This is a genomic window from Pseudomonas sp. 7SR1 (assembly GCF_900156465.1).
Lineage (GTDB): Bacteria > Pseudomonadota > Gammaproteobacteria > Pseudomonadales > Pseudomonadaceae > Aquipseudomonas.
In genome coordinates this window covers 5,071,934-5,093,027 of the sequence record NZ_LT707064.1, presented here as the reverse complement: position 1 = coordinate 5,093,027, position 21,094 = coordinate 5,071,934, and the positions used below count along the sequence as shown (strand labels likewise).

General features: G+C 64.5%; 16 protein-coding genes. 1 reads left to right on the top strand and 15 read right to left on the bottom strand.

The genetic code is table 11. The annotated features are described in order from the left end of the window. Nucleotides 1–48: 48 nt before the first annotated feature. From BW992_RS22405 to BW992_RS22350, 12 genes are all read right to left on the bottom strand, one after another. A complete protein-coding gene (locus BW992_RS22405) occupies nucleotides 49–1,686 on the bottom strand; it encodes a BatD family protein (RefSeq protein ID WP_072398919.1) in 1,638 nt (545 codons plus the stop codon). Beyond that, nucleotides 1,683–3,413: a tetratricopeptide repeat protein gene (locus BW992_RS22400; protein ID WP_076407125.1), complete on the bottom strand. Its 1,731-nt coding sequence runs from the start codon at nucleotides 3,411–3,413 to the stop codon at nucleotides 1,683–1,685. Before BW992_RS22400 ends, BW992_RS22405 begins: the two co-directional genes overlap by 4 nt. After that, nucleotides 3,410–4,489, bottom strand: coding sequence for a vWA domain-containing protein (locus BW992_RS22395; protein ID WP_072430541.1), 1,080 nt, complete (start codon nucleotides 4,487–4,489; stop codon nucleotides 3,410–3,412). The genes BW992_RS22400 and BW992_RS22395 overlap by 4 nt, the downstream gene beginning before the upstream one ends. Beyond that, on the bottom strand, nucleotides 4,482–4,976 hold the full coding sequence (locus tag BW992_RS22390; RefSeq protein WP_072398922.1) for a DUF4381 domain-containing protein: 495 nt from the start codon (nucleotides 4,974–4,976) through the stop codon (nucleotides 4,482–4,484). Before BW992_RS22390 ends, BW992_RS22395 begins: the two co-directional genes overlap by 8 nt. Further along, nucleotides 4,973–5,917, bottom strand: a complete 945-nt coding sequence (locus BW992_RS22385) for a DUF58 domain-containing protein (protein WP_072398923.1) — start codon at nucleotides 5,915–5,917, stop codon at nucleotides 4,973–4,975. Before BW992_RS22385 ends, BW992_RS22390 begins: the two co-directional genes overlap by 4 nt. Nucleotides 5,918–5,926: 9 nt before the next feature. Beyond that, on the bottom strand, nucleotides 5,927–6,886 hold the full coding sequence (locus BW992_RS22380; RefSeq protein ID WP_072398924.1) for an AAA family ATPase: 960 nt from the start codon (nucleotides 6,884–6,886) through the stop codon (nucleotides 5,927–5,929). A 274-nt stretch (nucleotides 6,887–7,160) separates the two neighbouring features. Then, entirely contained in the window at nucleotides 7,161–8,138 is a 978-nt protein-coding gene (locus BW992_RS22375; RefSeq protein WP_076407124.1) for an NAD(P)-dependent oxidoreductase, read from the bottom strand. Between the two features lie 16 nt (nucleotides 8,139–8,154). Further along, nucleotides 8,155–9,453 (bottom strand): MFS transporter, encoded by a 1,299-nt coding sequence (locus BW992_RS22370; RefSeq protein ID WP_076407123.1) that lies wholly within the window; start codon nucleotides 9,451–9,453, stop codon nucleotides 8,155–8,157. An 88-nt stretch (nucleotides 9,454–9,541) separates the two neighbouring features. Next, entirely contained in the window at nucleotides 9,542–10,522 is a 981-nt protein-coding gene (locus tag BW992_RS22365) for a sugar kinase (RefSeq protein ID WP_072398927.1), read from the bottom strand. Beyond that, a complete protein-coding gene (locus BW992_RS22360) occupies nucleotides 10,515–11,297 on the bottom strand; it encodes a sugar phosphate isomerase/epimerase family protein (protein WP_076407122.1) in 783 nt (260 codons plus the stop codon). The genes BW992_RS22365 and BW992_RS22360 overlap by 8 nt, the downstream gene beginning before the upstream one ends. Before the next feature lie 152 nt (nucleotides 11,298–11,449). Then, entirely contained in the window at nucleotides 11,450–12,475 is a 1,026-nt protein-coding gene (locus BW992_RS22355) for a LacI family DNA-binding transcriptional regulator (protein WP_072430544.1), read from the bottom strand. 276 nt (nucleotides 12,476–12,751) lie between these two features. Continuing rightward, nucleotides 12,752–13,105: a hypothetical protein gene (locus BW992_RS22350; RefSeq protein WP_072398930.1), complete on the bottom strand. Its 354-nt coding sequence runs from the start codon at nucleotides 13,103–13,105 to the stop codon at nucleotides 12,752–12,754. 430 nt (nucleotides 13,106–13,535) lie between these two features. Here BW992_RS22350 and BW992_RS22345 point away from each other — a divergent pair, with 430 nt between their 5' ends. Next, on the top strand, nucleotides 13,536–18,404 hold the full coding sequence (locus tag BW992_RS22345; protein ID WP_072430545.1) for an NAD-glutamate dehydrogenase: 4,869 nt from the start codon (nucleotides 13,536–13,538) through the stop codon (nucleotides 18,402–18,404). Between the two features lie 100 nt (nucleotides 18,405–18,504). On the opposite strand, the gene BW992_RS22340 is transcribed toward BW992_RS22345, so the two are convergent. From BW992_RS22340 to pdxR, 3 genes are all read right to left on the bottom strand, one after another. Then, nucleotides 18,505–18,909 (bottom strand): cupin domain-containing protein, encoded by a 405-nt coding sequence (locus BW992_RS22340; RefSeq protein WP_072398932.1) that lies wholly within the window; start codon nucleotides 18,907–18,909, stop codon nucleotides 18,505–18,507. Between the two features lie 231 nt (nucleotides 18,910–19,140). After that, nucleotides 19,141–19,434, bottom strand: a complete 294-nt coding sequence (locus tag BW992_RS22335; RefSeq protein WP_072398933.1) for an antibiotic biosynthesis monooxygenase family protein — start codon at nucleotides 19,432–19,434, stop codon at nucleotides 19,141–19,143. Between the two features lie 123 nt (nucleotides 19,435–19,557). Continuing rightward, nucleotides 19,558–20,991: a MocR-like pyridoxine biosynthesis transcription factor PdxR gene (gene pdxR / locus BW992_RS22330; protein WP_076407121.1), complete on the bottom strand. Its 1,434-nt coding sequence runs from the start codon at nucleotides 20,989–20,991 to the stop codon at nucleotides 19,558–19,560. Between the last annotated feature and the right edge of the window lie 103 nt (nucleotides 20,992–21,094).

Here is a 21,094-nt window from a genome sequence, read left to right as displayed (position 1 = left end):
CGCCACAGGTGCTGTGCCTGGCTTGATTGCTCTGTATGGATGCGTGAGCTATTTAGGGTACAACGGCGGCAACCCTGTATCGCCAGCCGAATCTTGCGCGTTTTCGGTGGGCGGGATGGCGCGGATGGCGCGCCACAGGTCTTCGCCTTGCCAGTGCTGGCCGGTTTCGCTGTAGAGCGCACCATTGAGGCCGTCGAGGGCATCGGACAGCGGCACGAAGCGCGCCGCCATGTCGGCCAGGGTTTCCGGCTGCTGCCGGGCCCAGGCGTCCAGGGCCTGGCGGGTGGCGTGGGGGTCGTTGGCCAGGCAGGTGCGCTTGAGGTCGTCCAGCAGGGTGCGAGGGCTCGGCCCGGCCTGGGTGGCGCGAAGCACCGCCGGCTGCGAACGGGCCCGCCACCACAGGCCGAAGCCGAGCAGGGTGGTGCAGGCCAGGAGCAAAGTGCTCAACTGCCAGTACCACAGGGTTTCGCTGTCGACGGTGGTCACCACCTGTGGCGTGCCCGCCGGCGTATCCACCATCAGGCTGGGGTTGTTCGCCACCTGCAGGGTCCGCGCCGGAAGGCTGGTGCGATCCAGGTGGTTTTCCAGGGTGTTCCACCAGACCACTTCCACCGGCGGCAGTTCGATGGTGCCGCTGCGGTTGGGCACCAGCGCCTCGCGGTCTTCGCGGCTGCCCACCAGCCCCCGTTCGCTGCTGCGGCTGCTGAGCACCGGCTGGTCGGGATAGCGGCGCAGGCCATTGATTTCCGTGGCGGGCAGCGGTGGCAACTGGGAACTGGCCAGGCCCTCGGCTTCGAGGGTCAGGCTGCGGGTCAGGGAATCGCCTACCTGGCTGTGGGTCGGTTCCGGACTCCAGCTCTCGCTCAGGGAAAGGCTGCGGGCCGGTAGCCACGGTACGTCGGGGGGGTAGCTGGCGGGCTTGGGGTCGACGGTCAACGACAGTTGGGTCGAGCTGACCCGCATCAACTGGCCGGGCTTGGGGCCCGATGGCGCGGCCCCCTGGGCCACCGGTTCGACCAGGGTCGCGCTGAATGTCTGGGCCGGTATCGTCAGCTCGCCGCTGCGCTGGGGGTAGATGCCGTAACGCAGCTCGATCACGCCATGGCGCACGTCGTTGATGACTTTCTCATAGGTGCGCGATTCGCCCAGTTGCTCGGTGCGGGCATCGGGGATGTGCAGGGGCGTCAGGCTGCTGTCGTCGTACAGCGACACCGAATGGTAGATACGCAAGGTCAGGATCGCCTGGGCCTGCACGTACACGCGGTTCTGGTCGAGGCTGGCTTCGATGAACACCGGTGCCAGGGTGCCGGAGGCGTTGCGGGTTTCGCTTTCGATCACTTGCAGGGTGATCGGCTGGCTGCTCACTTCCCCCAGTTGCAGGGAAGGAATGACCACCGTGCCACTCTGGCGCGGCAGTAGCGTCACGATCCAGCGGGTGGTCGCGCGGTTTTCGCCGTCCAAGGTCGTCAGTTGGTTGACCTGGCGGGTGCCGCGCACGTCGAACAGCGCCTGGAGCGGCCCCAGGTCAGGCTTGCCGAACAGCGTGGCGTCGTTGGACTCCAGGGTCAGCTCCACCGTTTCCCCGGAGTTCAGGCGGCTGCGGTCGACGCTGGCGGTCAACTGCGCGGCCTGGGCCGCGCCGATCCAGAGCAGCAAGACAAGGAACTGGGCGGTGAAGCGGATCATGGGGTTTTTCCCTGGGCCTGGTGGCTTTGTTGTTCATACCAGAATTTGCGTCGCAGCAGTTCGCCCGGATTGTCCGGAATCTGGCGCAGCCATTGCTCCAGTGCCTGGCGCTGTTCTTCTTCGTTGCGTCCGGCGGCGGGGCGCAGTGGCGGAGTGGTGGTATGTTCGTCGGGCAGCTCGCTTCCCGGTACGTCCTGGGCGCCGTCCGGTGCCGTCGGCGATGGCTGGGCTTCTTCCGGCGGTGTCGTTGCCTCGGCGGAGGACGATTGGGCCTGTGAAGACTGGGGCGGCGTATCGGCGCCGGGCGATTGTTCGGCGGGGTTCGATGCCTCGCTCTCGGCAGGCTCGGGTTCGTCCGGGGGCACTGTCTGTTCTTTCAACAGGCTCTGCACCAGAGCCTTGTTGGTCTGGGCGGGGCGCAGGTCCGGTTGCAGTTCCAGGGCTTGTTCATAAGCATCCAGCGCGGCTTCCAGTTCGCCGCTCCTGGCCAGCGCATTGCCGCGATTGTAATGGGCGCGGGCGTCGGAGCCCTCGGCAAAGCTCCGGGCGGCTTCGCTGTATTGCCCGGCCTCGTAGAGGGCGACGCCTTGCCACTGGCTGTCTTCGAAATGAGCGGCGGCCTCTGCCGGACGCTTTTGCTTGAGCAGATGCTGGCCCTGCTGGTCGGGACGCAGCCACAGGTCCTCGAATTCGAAGGCATGCCCGGTCTGCGGCAGCACGAACAGCAGCGGCAGGCAGAACAGCCAGCCCCGGCGTCCGGCACAGGCGGCCAGCAGCAACAGCGGCAGGAGCAGCCAGTAACCCTGGTCGGCCCAGGTGTCCAGGCGCAGGGTCTGGCCGTCCTGGCGCAGATGCCGTGGACCTTCCAGCAAACCAAGGCCTCGCAGGTCGCTGTCGTCCAGGCGCGCGGGACGGTAACGGCCGTCCAACTCGTTGATGAAGGCCTTGAGGCTGGGGCTGTCCAGGCGCGGCACCAGGATCGCGCCTTGTGCATCCTTGAGGTAGCTGCCATCGCCCTGGGCCACCGGCGCGCCTTCGCGTGTCCCGATGCCCAGCATCAGCAAGCGGGTGGCGGAGCCGTCCAGGACCTGGCGGATACCCTGGCGTTCCTGCTCGTTCAGGGACGAACCGATCAGCAGGATCCGCCCATGGCCGAGCCCGCCCTGGTCCAGCAGGGCCATGGCCTTGTTGATGGCCAGATCGGCTCGATGCCCCCCTTGCGGCATGATCGAAGGGGCCAGAGCTTCGAGCAGGTTGGCGCTGGTGGCCAGATCGTCCGACAGCGGCACCAGGGTGTGGGCGCTGCCGGCGTAGACGACTATCGCGGTCTGGGCGTCGCTGCGGTTATGCAGCAGGTCCAGCAGCTTGCGCCGGGCCTGCTCCAGGCGAGTGGGCGGCACGTCGGTGGCGAGCATTTCCGGGGTCAGCTCCAGCACGACCACCAGCGGGTCGGCGGGCTTCTGGCTGGTCTGTTCGACCCGTGCCCAGCTGGGGCCGAGCAACGCCAGGACCATCAGCAGCCAGCCCAGGCCCAGGGCGATCCAGGGCAAGCGGCTTTCCCGACCGCTGCCGCCGCTGAGCAACACCGCGTGGAAGGCCGGCGGCAGGATCATCTGCCAGCGGCCCACCCGTTTCTGCCGATGCCACAGCTGCCAGAGCAACCACCCCAGCAGGGGCAGCACCAATACGAAAGCGGGGCGCAACCAGTGCGGCCACAGGCTGATCATCGGCGCCTCCGCAAGCGCAGGCGCTTGAGCCGTTGACGCCATTCGGCATGTTGGGCCGGCTGGAACAGCGGCTGGGTGAACAGACGCTGCAAGGGGTTGTCCGGCCAGCGCTCACGGACCACCAGCAGCATGCTCAGCAGCAAGGCTATGCCCAGGGGCCACTGGTACAACGCCTGGGCGGGGCGGGCCTGGGTCGGCTGCTGAATCACCGGTTCGAGTTGGTCGAGGGTGGTCTTGATCTCGAGCAGTTGCCCACCGTCCTGGGCCCGGAAATACCGACCACCCGTGGCCTGGGCGATCTCCTTGAGCGCCGGTTCGTCCAGGTCCAGGCTCGGGTTGACGCCGAGAAAGCCCGCCGTGCCGCTCTGCTCCGGGTCGGCGCCGATGCCGATGGGGTAGATTTTCACGCCCTCGTCGGCGGCCAGCCGGGCGGCGGTCAACGGGTCGATTTCGCCACCGTTGTTGGCACCGTCGGTGACCAGGATCAGCACGCGGCTGTGGGCCGGGCGCTGGCGCAGGCGCTTGAGGGCCAGGCCGATGGCGTCGCCGATGGCGGTGTTCTTGCCGGCGATGCCGATGCGCGCCTCATCGAGCCAGCGCCGGACGGTGTGGCGGTCAAAGGTCAAGGGTGCCTGCAGATAGGCCTGGCTTGCGAACAGGATCAGGCCGACCCGGTCGCCTTCGCGTTTTTCGAGAAAGTCCCCCAGCATGTGCTGGACCAGTGCCAGGCGACTGACTTCCTCGTCCTGCCAGCGCATGTCGGGGAAATCCATGGACCCGGAGACATCCACCGCCACCAGCAGGTCGCGACCGCTGGCGGCAATCGGCAATGGCTCGCCCAGCCACTGCGGGCGGGCGGCGGCGATCAGCAGGAGCAGCCAGAGCAGGATGAAGGGCGCCTGCTGGCGCCAGCTCGGCAGGCTGGCCCGGGCGCGACGACCGACAAGGCCTTCGAGGTCTTCCAGGAAGCTGACCTTGAGCACCGATTCGCCGCTGTCGGCCGGCGGCAGCACCAGGCGCATCAGCCAGGGCAGCGGCAACAGGGCGAAGATCCACGGCCAGGCGAACTCAAACATGCTTGCGAATCCAGATTTCGACGGCCTGGGTCAGGCCGGCGATGGCTTTGTCGTCCAGCTTGCATTCGGGTTTGTAGGCGCCTTCCACCAGCACCATCCAGCGGGTCAGGCCGGCGGCCGGACAGCGGTTATCCAGGAAGGCCAGCCATTTGCGCCCGTTGAGGGTATGGCTCTGGCTGTAGGGATAGTGGTTGCGGCACAGGCGCTTGAGCAGCCCGTTGAGCTGTTGCAGCCAGGCACCGGCCGGCGCGCCGTCATAGGGCTTGGGCAGTTGCGCGAGTTCGGCCAGGGCGGCCAGGCGCACCGGGTCCAGGGGCTGCTCGGCGCGGTCGGTGTTGCGCTTGGCCGGGATGAAGCGGCGCAACTGCCACAGGCCCAGGCCCAGCAGGGGCAACAGTACCAGCAGCAGCCACCAGCCTGGCGCGGGGGGCCAGAAACCGATAGGCGGTGGCGCTATCAGTGGCTGCAATTGATCGAGGCTACTCATCGTTTTTTCCCCGGTCGTCCGGGATTCAGGTATTCGCGCAACTGTTCGACCATGTCGCCCTGGGTGCTGAGGGGCATCATCAGGATGCGCAGCTTCTGCGCCAGCATTTCCCAGCGCCCCAGGCGTGCCTCGGCCTGGGCACGATAGGCCTGGCGCAGCTCCACGTTGAGCGTATCGAGCTCCAGCTGCGCGCCGCGCTGGGCAAAGCGCAACAGACCGGCCGCGGGCAGGGCATGATCCAATGGGTCGGACAGCGGCAGCAGCAGCAGATCGCAATGGCGCGACAGCAGGCTCAGTTGCTGTTCGGCGCTGTCGGACAGCGCACGTTCGTCGCAGATCACGATCGCCAGGCTGCCGGGGCGCAGCACTTCCCGGGCCCGACGCAAGGCGATGCCGAACGAGTCGCGATCCGGCTCGCCCTCGGTGTGCAGCGACTGGTTGACCCGCACCAGGCGGTTGAGCAGTTGCAGCAGGCTCTGTTTGCTGCGCCGGGGCTTGACCTCGTAATGGGTATTGTTGCCGAACACCAGGCCGCCGACCCGGTCGTTGTGCCCCAGCGCGGCCCAGCCGAACAGGCTGGCGGCCTGGGCGGCGAGCACCGACTTGAAGGTCAGCCCCGAGCCGAAGAACAGTCGATGGCTTTGCTCGATCATGATGAAGATCGGCCGCTCCCGCTCTTCGTGGAACAGCTTGGTGTGGGGTTCCTGGGTGCGAGCGGTCACGCGCCAGTCGATGGTGCGCACGTCGTCGCCGGCCTGATAGACCCGCACCTGGTCGAAATCCACCCCGCGCCCACGCAGCTTGGAGTGGTGCAGGCCGATCAGCGGGCTGCGTTGGCCAGGCGTGGAAAACAACTGCACTTCGCGCACGCGATGGCGCATCTCGATCAGCTCCGACAGGCTGACGCGGATGCCCGGTGCGGGCGCCAGTGGGCTATTCATGACTCATGCTCAAGCGACGGCGACGACGTCGAGAATCCGCTGCACGACCCGGTCCTGGTCGATGCCCGCGGCTTCGGCTTCGAACGAGAGAATGATGCGATGGCGCAGCACGTCGAACAACACGGCCTGGATATCCTCGGGGCTGACGAAATCGCGTCCGGCCAGCCAGGCGTGGGCTCGGGCGCAGCGGTCCAGGGCGATGGAGCCCCGCGGGCTGGCGCCGTAGGCGATCCACTCGGCCATTTCCGGGTCGAACTTGGCCGGGTTGCGGGTGGCCATGACCAGTTGCACCAGGTATTCCTCCACGGCATCGGCCATGTACAGCCCGAGGATTTCCTTGCGGGCGGAGAAAATCGCCTGCTGGCTCACGCGGCGCTCGGGCGTGGTTTCGCCGTGCAGGGCTTCGCCCCGGGCCTGCTGGAGAATGCGCCGTTCTACCGCGGCATCGGGGAAACCGATCTTGACGTGCATCAGGAACCGGTCGAGCTGCGCCTCCGGCAGCGGGTAGGTGCCTTCCTGCTCGATCGGGTTCTGCGTGGCCATGACCAGGAACAGCGGCGACAGCTCATAGGTGCTGCGCCCGACGCTGACCTGCCGCTCGGCCATGGCTTCGAGCAGGGCCGACTGGACCTTGGCCGGGGCCCGGTTGATTTCGTCCGCCAGCACCAGGTTATGGAAGATCGGCCCCTGCTGGAACACGAAGCTGCCGGTTTCCGGACGGTAGATTTCCGTGCCGGTGATGTCGGCCGGCAGCAGGTCGGGGGTGAACTGGATGCGATGGAACTGCGCTTCGATACCTTCGGCCAACTCCTTGATGGCCTTGGTCTTGGCCAACCCCGGCGCGCCTTCCACCAGCATGTGGCCGTCGGCGAGCAGGGCGATGAGCAGGCGCTCGATGAGTTTTTCCTGGCCGAGAATCTGCGTTGAAAGAAAGGTTCGCAGCGCCAGCAGCGCTTCACGATGTTCCATCGATGACTGTTCCTGGAAAGGGAAGCCCCTGGCGTTCGGATAACGTCGGGGCTGGGGGCGTTACTTTAAAGCATGGCGGGGGGTGGCGACTAACGGGATTTTGTCCGGTGTGCGGATTTGTGATCGGTTTGGATTCAAGAGGTGAGGTCGGACCAGGTCGCAATGACGGTCATAGCGTCAGCATGGAAGCAAGCTGAGCCGCACCCTCACGATCAGGCTGGCTTTCACGGAAGATTGGCGGAGCGCCATCCCCTCGCCACAAAAGAAGGACGACTCAGCCTTTCCAGGCGTCGGGGTTGACCAGGTTGGCCGGCCGCTCACCGGCCAGGGCCGCCAGCAGGTTGTCCACCGCGCAGCGGGCCATCGCCTCCCGGGTTTCGTGGGTGGCCGAGCCCATGTGTGGCGTCGCCACCACGTTGTCCATCTGCAGCAGCGGCGAATCCGCATTCAAGGGCTCGCGCTCGAAGACATCCAGCCCCGCGCCACGGATCTGTTTGTTGCGCAGGGCTTCAATCAGCGCCGCTTCGTCCACCACCTTGCCTCGGGAAATATTGATGAAAATACTCTCGGGGCGCATCCGGGCAAACGCCTGGGCGTCGATCAGACCGTGGGTCTCGGCGGTCAAGGGCAAGGTCAGGCAAATGAAGTCCGCCTGCTGCAACAGGCTGTCGAGACTGCAATAACGCGCGTTGAAACGCTGCTCGACCGCAGGCTTGGGTGAGTGGCTGTGGTAGATCACCGGCATGCCGAAGCCGAAGTGCCCGCGCTGGGCCAGGGCTTCACCGATGCGACCCATGCCGATGATACCCAGGGTCTTGCCATGGACGTCGCTGCCGAAATGCTTGGAGCCGATGCTCTGTTGCCAGCCGCCGGCACGGACCAGGTTGGCCAGTTCCACCACGCGGCGAGCGGTGGCCAGGATCAGCGCGAAACCCGTGTCTGCGGTGGTTTCGGTCAGCACGTCGGGCGTGTTGGTGAGCAGGATCCGGCGTTCGGTCAGGTAGTCGATGTCGTAGTTGTCGACCCCCACCGAGACGCTGGCGATGGCTTGCAGGTTCGGCGCCAGGTCCAGCAGCGCCGCATCCAGCTTGAGGCTGGCCCCCAGCAGGCCATGGGCGCCAGGCAAGGCGTCGCGCAGTTGCGCCAGGCCCTGGGCATCGAGACGTTCGACCAGGGTCACCTGGGCCTGGGCTTGCAGGCGGGCCATCAATTGTTCGGAAAGGGCCTTGTATAACACCACGTGTTTTTTCATGGGGATCGGTCTCGATTCAGGAGTGGGCGGTCGCCGGCTGTGGCTTGGCGGCCTTGGATTCGACCCGGTCGCTGGCGCCAGGCTTGAGGGCGAGGGTCAGCACCACCGACAGAAGCAGTGCGCCGCTCATCAGCAGGAACGACATGCCTGGAGAACCGGTGGAACCGTTGAGGTAACCCACCAGGTAGGAGCCGCCGAAGGAGCCCAGGGCGCCCATGCTGTTGATCAACGCCATGGCGCCACCTGCGACATTGGCCGGAAGGATCTCCGGGACGATGGCGAAAAACGGCCCGTACGGCGCATACATGCAGGCCCCGGCGACCACCAGCAGGCTGTAGGACCACCAGAAATGCTCGGGCCCCAGCAGGTACGAGGCATAGAACGCGATGGAGGCGACCAGCAGTGGCGGCCAGACGAAACGCTTGCGTTTCTGGGCCTTGTCCGACGCCCAGGACACCACGAGCATGCCGGCCACCGCCGCCAGGTACGGCAAGGACGACAGCCAGCCGGCCTCCACCATGCTCATTTGCTGGCCTGCCTTGAGGATCGACGGCAGCCACAGCACGAACCCATAGACCCCGATGCTCCAGCAGAAGAACTGCAGCGCCAGGATGATGACCTTGGGCGAGCGGAAGGCCTCGGCGTAGTTCTTCACCGCCTTGATGCCGACCTGTTCCGCTGCCAATGCGCTCTCCAGGTCGTGTTTTTCCTGGGCGTTGAGCCATTTGGCCTGGGACGGACGATCATCCGCCAGGCGCCACCAGATAAAGGCCCAGAACACCGCCGGCAGGCCCTCGATGATGAACATCCAGCGCCAGTCGAACTGCTGCACCAGATAACCGGACACCACCGACATCCACAGCATCGTCACTGGGTTGCCGAGGATCAGGAAGGTGTTGGCGCGCGAGCGTTCGGCCCGGGTGAACCAATGGCACAGGTAAACCAGCATGGCCGGCATCACGGCGGCCTCGACCACGCCGAGCATGAAGCGGATCACGATCAGCCAATAGGCATTGGAGACGACGCCGGTCAGCGTCGCCAGCGAGCCCCAGAGTATCAGGCTGACGAAGATCAGCTTCTTGACGCTGTGCTTCTGGGCGTAGATCGCCCCCGGTACCTGGAAGAAAAAATAGCCGAGAAAAAACAGGGCCCCCAGCAGGGACGACAACCCCGGTGTGATCATCAGGTCCTCGGCCATGCCCGAGGCGGCGGCGAACCCGTAGTTGGCCCGATCCAGATAGGCCAGGCTGTAGGTGATGAACACAATGGGCATGATGTACCACCAGCGGCGGGTGGCGAGGTTGAGCGTTTGCATGTCGTTGACTCCTGAGCTTGTTGTTTTTGTTTGCAGCAGGTGTGTTTTGCGGTGGCCTCTATCGCGAGCAAGCTCGCTCCCACAGGGGTTAACTCGATCCCATGTGGGAGCGAGCTTGCTCGCGATAGGCGGTTTCAAATTCAGCCAGTAACTCAATGCGAGTCGGCAATCCCTCCATGTCTCCACGGCTCTGTACCGCGCGGCTGCCAATCCAGTTGGCGCGCTGCACGGCCTCGGTGATGGCGCGTCCTTCGAGCAACGCACTGACCAGGCCAACGGCAAATCCATCGCCGGCGCCCACGGTGTCCACCACGCGCGCCACCGGCACGCCAGGCACAACGCCTTGTTCAAGCGGCGTGCGGTAATAGGCACCCTGCGCGCCGAGCTTGATCACCACGGCGTCAGCGCCCTGGTCCAGGTAGAACGCGGCGATGTCGGCGGGCTCGTCGTACCCGGTCAGCAGCCGCCCTTCGCCGAGTCCCGGCAAGACCCAGTGGGCGAGGGCGGCGAGGCGATTGACTTCGCCGATCATCGTCGACTCGCTGGCCCACAGGCCTGGTCGCAGATTGGGATCGAACGACAGGCTACGGCCGGCTTCGCGCATGCGGGTCATCAACTCGAAGGCCATCTGCCGAGCCGTGGCCGACAGCGCCGGCACGATACCGGTGGCGTGCAGGTGACGGGCTTGCAGCAGCGCCGGCACGATGGACGCCACCGACAGATGGCTGGCCGCTGAGCCGCGTCGGAAGTATTCGACTTGCGGGTCGCTGCCATCATCGGTACGGGACTTGAACTGGAATCCGGTGGGGTGCGCTGGATCCACCGCCACGTGACTGCAGTCCAGGCCTTCGTTCTCCAGCGTCCGCACCACGAAACGGCCCAGGGAGTCGGCGCCGACCCGGCTCAGCCATGCCACCTGCAAGCCCAGCCGGGACAAGCCGATGGCGACGTTGCTGTCGGCCCCGGCGATGCGTTTATGAAACTGGTTGACGCAGGCCAGATCACCGTTCTGGTCGGCCACCAGCATCGCCATGGTTTCGCCGAACGACAATACATCGAGCTCAGACATGGGCGGGCTCCCGGCTCGATTGCCCAAGTTGGGCGAGGGCGGCCACATGCTCCCTGGTCAACTGCAACAGGTCTTCGCCTTGCAGTGGGTATTCGACGGCCCGCATCACGCCGGCCGGCATCTGTTTGAACAGTTGTCCCCACACATGCAGGTCCGTCACTGCCGGCGGCATGGCCACCAGCTTGCCGTCGGCGCGTCGGGCCACCGCCTTGCAGTGCACATACGCCACATAGCGGCCGAGCTGCCGGGCCGCCATGGCCGCCGATTGGTCCTGCCATTGCCAGTTGCCAATATCGAAGGTCATGCCGATGGGCAACGCTTGCTGCTCGGCTGCGGCGAAGAACCGTTGCAACGGTTCGATTCGCCCGCCCTGCAAGGTCTGGTCGTTTTCCACCAGCAATTGCACCGGGCTTGCGGCGAGCACATCCGCCAAGGCTGACAGGTCATGGGAATCGGTGAAGTGACCGAGGGAGACTTTCAGCCATGTGGAGCCGAACGCCTCGGCACGTTGCAAGGTAGGCGCCAGGGCGGGATTGGGTTTGGACCGGCCCGCGAGCCACAGCTCGAGGGGGGACGAAAAAATGCTCTGCAAACCTTTGGCCTGGGCGCTCGTGGCCAGCTCGGCGGGCTGTTCGGTGGTGAGCAGTTCCTCGCGCCATTCGACCCGCGAGGCGCTGGCGGCGGTCAGCAGATCGATGAAACTGCCTTGGCCATGTTGCCGCACCAGGTCGGCGCCGTAGCTTGAAAGGCTGATGGAAACGGGTGGCTTGTTCATTGTTGTCACACCTCTGAAACCGGTTTCAGTTCTGGTCAAAAAAAAGGGGGAGCTTCAGGGCCTCATCGCGAGCAAGCTGGCTCCCACAGGGGGCTTCAATGCGCTACAGATCCAGTGTGGGAGCGAGCTTGCTCGCGATAGCGCCCTCACCATCACCGACCATTGCCAAGCGTCGACCCACGCTCGATCAACCGCGCCGCAAAATCCAGGGTCCGCACCGGCCCGCTGTCGCCGCGCAAGCGCTTGAGCAGGCATTCGAATGCACTGGCGCCGATCTCGGCAGTGGGTTGGGCGAGGGCCGTGATGCCGCTGCCCACCAACGGATACCAGTCCAGGTCGTCGAGGGCGATCAGGCCCACGTCGTCGAACAGGTCGCAGCCCAGTTCACGCAACACCCGGGTGGCGGACAAGGCTGCAATGCCATTGGCGCAGAACAGCGCCTTGGGGCCCCGGTCCGGCTGGGCCAGGAAGGTCTCGATGCGCGTGGTCAACTGATCGCAGATTTCCACCACGGTGCCGCAGAGGGCGGGGCGCTGCTCGATGCCAGCCTTGAAGCTCTCGACCCGCTCGATTCGCGAACTGGTCCCGTCGAACGGCTCGGTTACCAGCAGCAGGTCACGGTAGCCTCGCTGTTCAAGGTGATCGAGGGCCATCGTCACGGCGGCGGGGTTGTCCAATCCCACCAGGTCGCTGTCGAGCCTGTCGACCTTGCGGTCCACCAGTACCAGGGGCATCTCGTTGCGCAGTTCGAGCAGTTCGTCCCGGTGATGGCCGAGGGTGTTCACGATCAAGCCTTCGATGTTGTAGGCGCGCAACAGCGCCAGGTGCTGGCGTTCCTGCTCGTCGTCCCGGTCGGTGTTGCATACCACCAGGCTGTAGCCATGGCGACGGCAGGCGGTTTCCACACCATGCATCACGGCAATCGAATAAGGGTTGCGGATATCGGCCACCAGCATGCCGATCAGGCGAGTACGGCCGCGCTTGAGGCCGCGGGCCATCTGGTTGGGGCGATAGCCCAGTTCACTGATCGCTTGCTCGATGCGCCGGGCGATGGCTTCGGAGAGCAGGGCGCGGTCCTCGCCGATGAACCGCGAGACGCTGGCCTTGGAAACCCCGGCGCGTTCGGCCACATCAAGCATGGTGACGCGGCTGCGCTGGGCGGCGGAGAAAGAATTCACGGATGGAAACCTGCTTATTGGAATTATTCAACGGTTCTGAAACCGGTTTCAGGAAACCTCAGAACACAGTCGCCCGTCAAGGGCGTCTCGATGCGAGAGCGACCGACGGTTGCCACGTCGCGAGCGGTTTTGAGGTGACGGTCACTCTCTTGCAAGCTGAGCCGCCGCTATCGCGAACAAGCTCGCTTGCACGATGGTGACTTGCACAGGTTGGTGAACGACGCCAGTCCTGTGGGAGCGAGCTTGCTCGCGATAGCGTCCATTGAAACGCTGGAATCAGTCCTGTCTTACGTAGGTCCCGGTACCCCGGAGAATGTTCTGCAGGGTCAACTCCACTTCCACCAGATCCGCCGCATCGGTGCAGTGGCTGATTTCCAGCACGTCGTCGCCATTGAGAGCATCGACGTGCGCCGCGGCGATCTCGATCTTCAGCAGGGTCGGGCTGAGGGTCACCTTTACACCATCCAGTGTCGAAGGCTCGCCATCGAGCGCGATCTCCAGCTCGTCCTCGTCGGGATAACGGCTCATGAGGAACATTTCGCCCTGGGCGCTGTGGCAGCAGAGCATGGCCATGTTGTCTTCTTCTTCATCACACGGGTTGGCGATCAGAAGGGCGGTGGTCATTTTCAAGGTGATGGCTCCAGGATCGAGTGCACGTGCGGGGTGCAAAAAGTGGATTCTGCCAGCGCGAAGGATTTTCTGCTGGTTTACCGCCTCGGGGTGCCGTTTGGTCCCCAGCCTGCTAGGGTTGTCCGGTGCGTACCGGCTGTTTAGCTAGCCGTTGACCGAATATGTCGCAGCGCTGCAAGCATGCTCGTTGTCGCACTCGTTAAGCTGCGCAACGGATGCGCACCTGCCAAGAGCACCGTGGGGTGTTTTTGGCAGGTGTTCATCACATGGAAGGTTACATGGAAAAGGAATGTGACCTGCGGGTCTTGTCCAGCTTCACCCACCTGTCGTCCTGTTTCCTCTGCCCGAGAATCAGGAACAGGATGGCCGGCAGCCCGAGAGGGGTTGCACGACGCTTTCATCAATAACAAGCCCAAGCGGAGTACCACAGATGGCGTTCTTCACCGCAGCCAGCAAAGCCGACTTCCAGCATCAACTGCAAGCGGTACTGGCGCAGCACATCAGTGAACAGGCACTGCCACAAGTGGCGCTGTTCGCTGAACAATTCTTCGGCATCATTTCCCTCGATGAACTCACCCAGCGCCGGTTGTCCGACCTCGCCGGTTGCACCCTGTCTGCCTGGCGCCTGCTTGAGCGCTTCGATCACGCGCAACCGCAGGTGCGTGTGTACAACCCCGATTACGAACGTCACGGCTGGCAATCGACCCACACCGCCGTGGAAGTGCTGCACCACGACCTGCCGTTCCTGGTGGACTCGGTGCGTACCGAGCTGAACCGTCGCGGCTACAGCATCCATACCCTGCAAACCACTGTGCTGAGCGTGCGCCGTGGCGCCAAGGGCGAGTTGCTGGAAATCCTGCCCAAGGGCACCCAGGGCGAGGGGATCCTGCAAGAGTCGTTGATGTACCTGGAAATCGACCGCTGCGCCAACGCCGCCGAACTCAACGTCCTGAGCAAGGAACTCGAGCAGGTGCTGGGTGAAGTGCGCGTGGCCGTGGCCGACTTCGAACCGATGAAAGCCAAGGTCCAGGACATCCTGGTGGGCCTGGACAACAGCGCCTACGCCATCGACGCCGATGAAAAGAGCGAAATCAAGACCTTCCTGGAGTGGCTGGTGGGCAACCACTTCACCTTCCTGGGCTATGAAGAGTTCGTGGTCCGTGAAGATGCCGAGGGTGGGCACATCGAGTACAACCCCGATTCGTTCCTCGGCCTGACCAGGCTGCTGCGCGCCGGCCTGACCGCCGATGACCTGCGCATCGAGGACTACGCCGTCAACTACCTGCGTGAACCGACTCCGCTGTCGTTCGCCAAGGCCGCGCACCCGAGCCGCGTCCATCGTCCGGCCTACCCGGACTATGTGTCGATCCGTGAAATCGACGCCGACGGCAAGGTCATCAAGGAATGCCGTTTCATGGGCCTGTACACCTCCTCGGTGTACGGCGAAAGCGTGCGGGTCATCCCGTACATCCGCCGCAAGGTCGAGGAAATCGAGCGGCGCTCGGGCTTCCAGGCCAAGGCGCACCTGGGCAAGGAACTGGCCCAGGTACTGGAAGTCCTGCCCCGTGACGACCTGTTTCAGACGCCGGTGGACGAGCTGTTCAGCACCGTGATGTCCATCGTGCAGATTCAGGAGCGCAACAAGATCCGCGTGTTCCTGCGCAAAGACCCGTATGGCCGTTTCTGCTACTGCCTGGCCTACGTGCCGCGCGACATCTATTCCACCGAAGTGCGCCAGAAGATCCAGCAAGTGCTGATGGATCGCCTCAAGGCCACGGACTGCGAATTCTGGACCTTCTTCTCCGAGTCCGTGCTGGCTCGTGTGCAGTTGATCCTGCGGGTGGACCCGAAGAACCGTATCGACATCGACCCGCTGCTGCTGGAAAAGGAAGTGGTACAGGCCTGCCGCAGCTGGAAGGACGACTACGCCAGCCTGGTCATCGAGAGCTTCGGCGAAGCCCAGGGCACCAACGTGCTGGCGGACTTCCCCAAAGGCTTCCCGGCCGGCTACCGCGAGCGCTTTGCCGCCCATTCGGCGGTGGTGGACATGCAGCACCTGCTGAGCCTGAACGAAACCAATCCGCTGGTGATGAGCTTCTACCAGCCATTGGGCCAGGTATCCGGCCAGCGCGAGCTGCATTGCAAGCTGTACCACGCCGACGCGCCGCTGGCCCTGTCCGACGTGTTGCCGATCCTGGAAAACCTCGGCCTGCGCGTGCTGGGTGAGTTCCCGTACCGCCTGCGCCACAACAACGGCCGCGAGTTCTGGATCCACGATTTCGCCTTCACCGCCGCCGAAGGCCTGGACCTGGACATCCAGCAGCTCAACGACACCCTGCAGGACGCTTTCGTGCACATCGTGCGCGGCGATGCCGAGAACGATGCGTTCAACCGCTTGGTGCTGACCGCCGGCCTGCCATGGCGCGATGTGGCGCTGCTGCGAGCCTATGCCCGTTACCTGAAGCAGATCCGCCTGGGCTTCGACCTGGGTTACATCGCCAGCACCCTGAACAACCACACCGATATCGCTCGCGAACTGACCCGGTTGTTCAAGACCCGCTTCTACCTGGCACGCAAACTCAGCGGCGACGACCTGGAAGACAAGCAACTGCGCCTGGAACAGGCGATCCTCACGGCCCTGGACGATGTCCAGGTGCTCAACGAAGACCGCATCCTGCGTCGCTACCTGGACCTGATCAAGGCCACCCTGCGGACCAACTTCTACCAGACCGACGCCCACGGCCAGAACAAGTCGTACTTCAGCTTCAAGTTCAACCCGCACCTGATCCCGGAACTGCCCAAGCCGGTGCCCAAGTTCGAGATCTTCGTGTACTCGCCACGGGTCGAGGGCGTGCACCTGCGCTTCGGCAATGTGGCTCGCGGCGGCCTGCGCTGGTCCGACCGTGAAGAGGATTACCGCACCGAAGTGCTGGGCCTGGTAAAAGCCCAGCAGGTTAAGAACTCGGTGATCGTGCCGGTGGGGGCCAAGGGCGGATTCCTGCCACGTCGCCTGCCACTGGGCGGCAGCCGGGACGAGATCGCGGCCGAGGGCGTTGCCTGCTACCGCATCTTCATCTCGGGCCTGCTGGACATCACCGACAACCTGAAGGACGGCGCCCTGGTGCCGCCGGCCAACGTGGTGCGGCATGACCATGACGACCCGTACCTGGTGGTGGCGGCGGACAAGGGCACCGCGACCTTCTCCGACATCGCCAACGGCATCGCCATCGACTACGGTTTCTGGCTCGGCGACGCGTTCGCCTCGGGCGGCTCGGCCGGTTACGACCACAAGAAGATGGGCATCACCGCCAAGGGCGCGTGGGTGGGCGTGCAGCGCCACTTCCGCGAGCGTGGCATCAATGTCCAGGAAGACAGCATCACCGTGGTTGGCATCGGCGACATGGCCGGCGACGTGTTCGGCAACGGCCTGCTGATGTCCGACAAGCTGCAACTGGTGGCGGCGTTCAACCACCTGCACATCTTCGTCGACCCGAATCCGGATCCGGCCAGCAGCTTCGCCGAGCGCAAGCGCCTGTTCGACCTGCCGCGTTCGGCCTGGACCGACTACGACACCAGCATCATGTCCGAAGGCGGCGGTATCTTCTCGCGCAGCGCGAAAAGCATCGCCATCACGCCACAGATGCAGGAACGATTCGACATCAAGGCTGACAAGCTGACCCCGACCGAACTGCTCAATGCCTTGCTCAAGGCACCGGTGGACCTGTTGTGGAACGGCGGTATCGGCACCTACGTCAAGGCCAGCAGCGAGAGCCACGCCGACGTCGGCGACAAGGCCAACGATGCACTGCGGGTGAACGGCAACGAGCTGCGCTGCAAGGTGGTGGGCGAGGGCGGCAACCTGGGCATGACCCAGCTGGGTCGCGTCGAGTTCGGCCTGCATGGCGGCGCCACCAACACCGACTTCATCGACAACGCCGGTGGCGTGGACTGCTCCGACCACGAAGTGAACATCAAGATCCTGCTCAACGAAGTGGTGCAGGCCGGCGACATGACCGACAAGCAACGCAACCAGTTGCTGGCGAGCATGACCGACGAAGTCGGTGGCCTGGTGCTGGGCAACAACTACAAGCAGACCCAGGCCCTGTCCCTGGCGGCCCGCCGTGCCTTCGTGCGGATCGCCGAATACAAGCGCCTGATGAACGACCTGGAAGCCCGGGGCAAGCTGGACCGCGCCATCGAGTTCCTGCCGACCGAGGAGCAACTGGCCGAACGCGTCGCGGCGGGCCATGGCCTGACCCGTGCCGAGCTGTCGGTGCTGATCTCCTACAGCAAGATCGACCTCAAGGAGGCGCTGCTCAACTCCCTGGTGCCGGACGACGACTACCTGACCCGGGACATGGAAACCGCGTTCCCGCCGACCCTGGTGAGCAAGTTCTCCGAAGCCATGCGTCGCCATCGTCTCAAGCGCGAGATCGTCAGCACCCAGATCGCCAACGACCTGGTCAACCACATGGGCATCACTTTCGTCCAGCGGCTGAAAGAGTCCACTGGCATGAGCCCGGCGAACGTGGCGGGTGCGTATGTCATCGTTCGGGATATCTTTCACCTTCCACACTGGTTCCGCCAGATCGAAGCCCTGGACCACCAGGTCTCGGCGGACGTCCAGCTGGAACTGATGGACGAGCTGATGCGCCTGGGACGCCGCGCAACGCGCTGGTTCCTGCGCAGCCGCCGCAACGAGCAGAACGCCGCCCGCGACGTCGCGCACTTCGGTCCGCACCTGGCGGCGTTGGGCCTCAAGCTCGACGAACTGCTGGAAGGTCCGACCCGCGAAGGCTGGCAGACCCGCTACCAGGCCTATGTGGCGGCCGGCGTGCCGGAGTTGCTGGCGCGCATGGTGGCAGGCACCACGCACCTGTACACCTTGCTGCCGATCATCGAGGCATCCGACGTGACGGGCCAGAACGCCGCCGATGTGGCCAAGGCCTACTTCGCCGTCGGCAGCGCCCTGGACGTCACCTGGTACCTGCAGCAGATCAGCGCCTTGCCAGTGGAAAACAACTGGCAGGCCCTGGCCCGCGAAGCGTTCCGCGATGATGTCGACTGGCAGCAGCGGGCGATCACCATCTCGGTCCTGCAACAGGGCGATGGCACCCAGGACGTGGAAACCCGCCTGGCGCTGTGGCTGGAGCAGCATCACAGCATGGTCGAGCGCTGGCGTGCGATGCTGGTGGACATCCGTGCCGCCAACGGTACCGACTACGCCATGTACGCGGTGGCCAACCGCGAACTGCTGGACCTGGCGTTGAGCGGTCAGGCGGTCGTGACGGCCAACTGATCCGGCGTTGAATGAAAAGCCCCGCATCGCGAGATGCGGGGCTTTTTTGCCTTTCAGGATTGACTGTGGCCCCTGTGGAAGCGAGCTTGTAGTGTGATCGTCAGTTTTTCAGCGGTATCAATACCGCTTCATCCTTTCCCATCACCATGAACACCAGCAGTTTCGCCGGCTCGGTCGCGCTGGCGTTTTTCGAGACCAGGTGCTCGGAACCCGCCGCTTCATACCAGAACTCCCCGGCCTTGTAGGTGGTCGCCGGCTCGCCCTTGACCTGTGAGGTGATGGCGCCTTCGAGCACATAGGCCATGGCCGTGCCTTCATGTTTGTGGGCAATGGAGGATTGGCCCGGCGCGTAGTCGACCGTGAGCATCATGGTTTTTTTACCGGGCAGGTTCTTCAACGCCTTTTCCTGCAGCACCGTGACCTTTTCCGAAGGCGCGGTTTCATGGGCGTAGGCCTGGGCGAGGGGCAGCAGGCCGAGGGCGGCGATCAGGCAGAGTGTTTTCATGGGGACATGACCTGTGTGGTTGTGAGTGGATTCGCGCTGTTGCGGCGATGAATCCACCCTAAGCCCCAGGGTGAGGCAAGCAAACGTCCAATCTTGCGGAAGGTGAGTAGACCAATGATGGGGGCGAATCCACGGCAGGCTGGCCAGTGCGATGAGCTGGCCAGCCCCTTTGTGGTGAGCGGATCAATCCCCTCACCACAATCTGGCCGGGCAGGAATAAAGCGGCGACCTTCAGACAATCGGGAAGCTGTTGAAGTCCACGCTGCGGGCCAGGCGATTGTCGATCAGGCCGATGAAGCCTTGCACTTCGGGGCAATTGAAGTGGGCCTGCATGGCCGCTTCCGATTGCCAGCGGGCGCTGACGGTCCAGCGATCGCCGTCCTCCGGGCAACGGTCGACCATATAGGCGTCGCAGCCCGGCTGGGCACGCAGGGTTTCGACGATCTGCTGCAATTGCCGGCCCAGCTCTTCCGAGCGGCCGGCGGCAGCCTGCACCTGTACGGTATTGATCACTTGGCGAGTCATTGCGCTGGCTCCTGAATCAAGTCGGACGGGGTTGTTCGGCACTCAACGGCACCTGTGCAGGATAGGCCCCCCAGGCCAAGGCTAAAACAGCCAATGGGCGGATAAATGACCAGTCCAATCGCCTCAGGCGATCTGTTGCAGGATGTCCCGCAAGCGGTCCAGGGCGGTGTCGATGTCCAGGGTTTCGATCGCGCCAAAACCCAGAAACAGGCCCGGGCGGACCGGCGCTTCGTTGAAGAAGCCGTCGAGGCTGTACAAGCCGATTTCGGCTTTCTTCGCCAGCTCGATCACCAGCGCCAGGTCGATCGGCACCTTGCACAGTACCGCCAGGTGAAAGCCCGCGGTGGTGGGCACGGCTTCGAACCAGGGAGACAGGTCCCCGGCCATGCGGGCCAGGATGCGTTCGCGCCGACCGGCGTAGAGGGTGTGGCATCGACGGATGTGCTTGAGCAGGCAGCCCTCGGCGATGAACTTGGCCAAGGCCCATTGGGGCAGGGTGGAGGTGTGCTGGTCGGTGAGGCGCTTGGCCAGGATCACCGCTTCGAGAATGGCCGGTGGCAGGATGGCGTAACCGAGCCGCAGTTCCGGCAGCAGCGTCTTGGAGAAGGTCCCGACGTACGCCACGATGCCGCGTTCGTCCATGCTCTGCAGGGAGTCGGCAGGGCGTCCTTCGTAGCGGAACTCGCTGTCGTAGTCGTCCTCGATGATGATCGCCCCCAGCTCGTAGGCCCTTGCCAGCAAGGCCTGGCGCCGCGCCTGGCTCATGGGCATGCCCAACGGGAACTGGTGGGAAGGGGTCACGTAGATCAGCCGCGTACCGTCGGGAATCAGGTCCACGCGCATGCCCTGGTCGTCCACCGGCACGCCGGCCACCGTCGCCCCATGGGAACCGAACAGCAGGCGCGCCGGTGGGTAGCCCGGGTCTTCCATGGCCACCAGGCTACCGGGACAGGTCAGTACTCGCGAGATCAGGTCCAGGGCCTGTTGTGCGCCGTTGCACACCACCACGTCGTCATCCTGGCAATTGACCCCGCGGGAAAACGCGACGTGCCGGGCAATGGCATTGCGCAGCGCCGGCAGGCCTTCGGGCTGGCTATAGAAACCCTTGTGGCTGGCGATCTGGCGCAGGGCATGGGCGGTGCAGCGGCGCCAGTCGTCCAGGGGAAACTGGCCCTTGCCGGTGGCGCCACCGATGAAGTCGTAGCGCAGGGCACTCTCGACGCTGGGGTGGCGCATCAGGTCCGGCATGTTGCGCCAGGCTTGCACCACCTCGGCGCCGGCCAGCTCCCGGTGGCTCTGCTTGTGCACGATCCTGGCCGGACGGGCGTTGACGTAGGTGCCCTTGCCTATGATGCCGGTCAGGAAGTTCTCATAGGTGAGCTGCGCATAAGTATCGGAAACCGTCTTGCGAGACACCCCCAGCTGTTCGGCCAGCAACCGGCTGGGGGGCAGTTGGGTACCGGCGGCCAGGCGGCCGCTTTCGATCGCGCTGCGTAATTGTTGATACAACTGGCTCGTCAGGTCCTTGCGGCCGTTGATGACGACATGAAGTTCCATACCCGCTGGCTCCTGGGGCAATTGGTTGCGGCGAGCATCAAAGGGGCAAGATTACCCGTATTGGATAAGCGCGTAGAAGTTGCGTGGTGAAAATCCCGCCTAT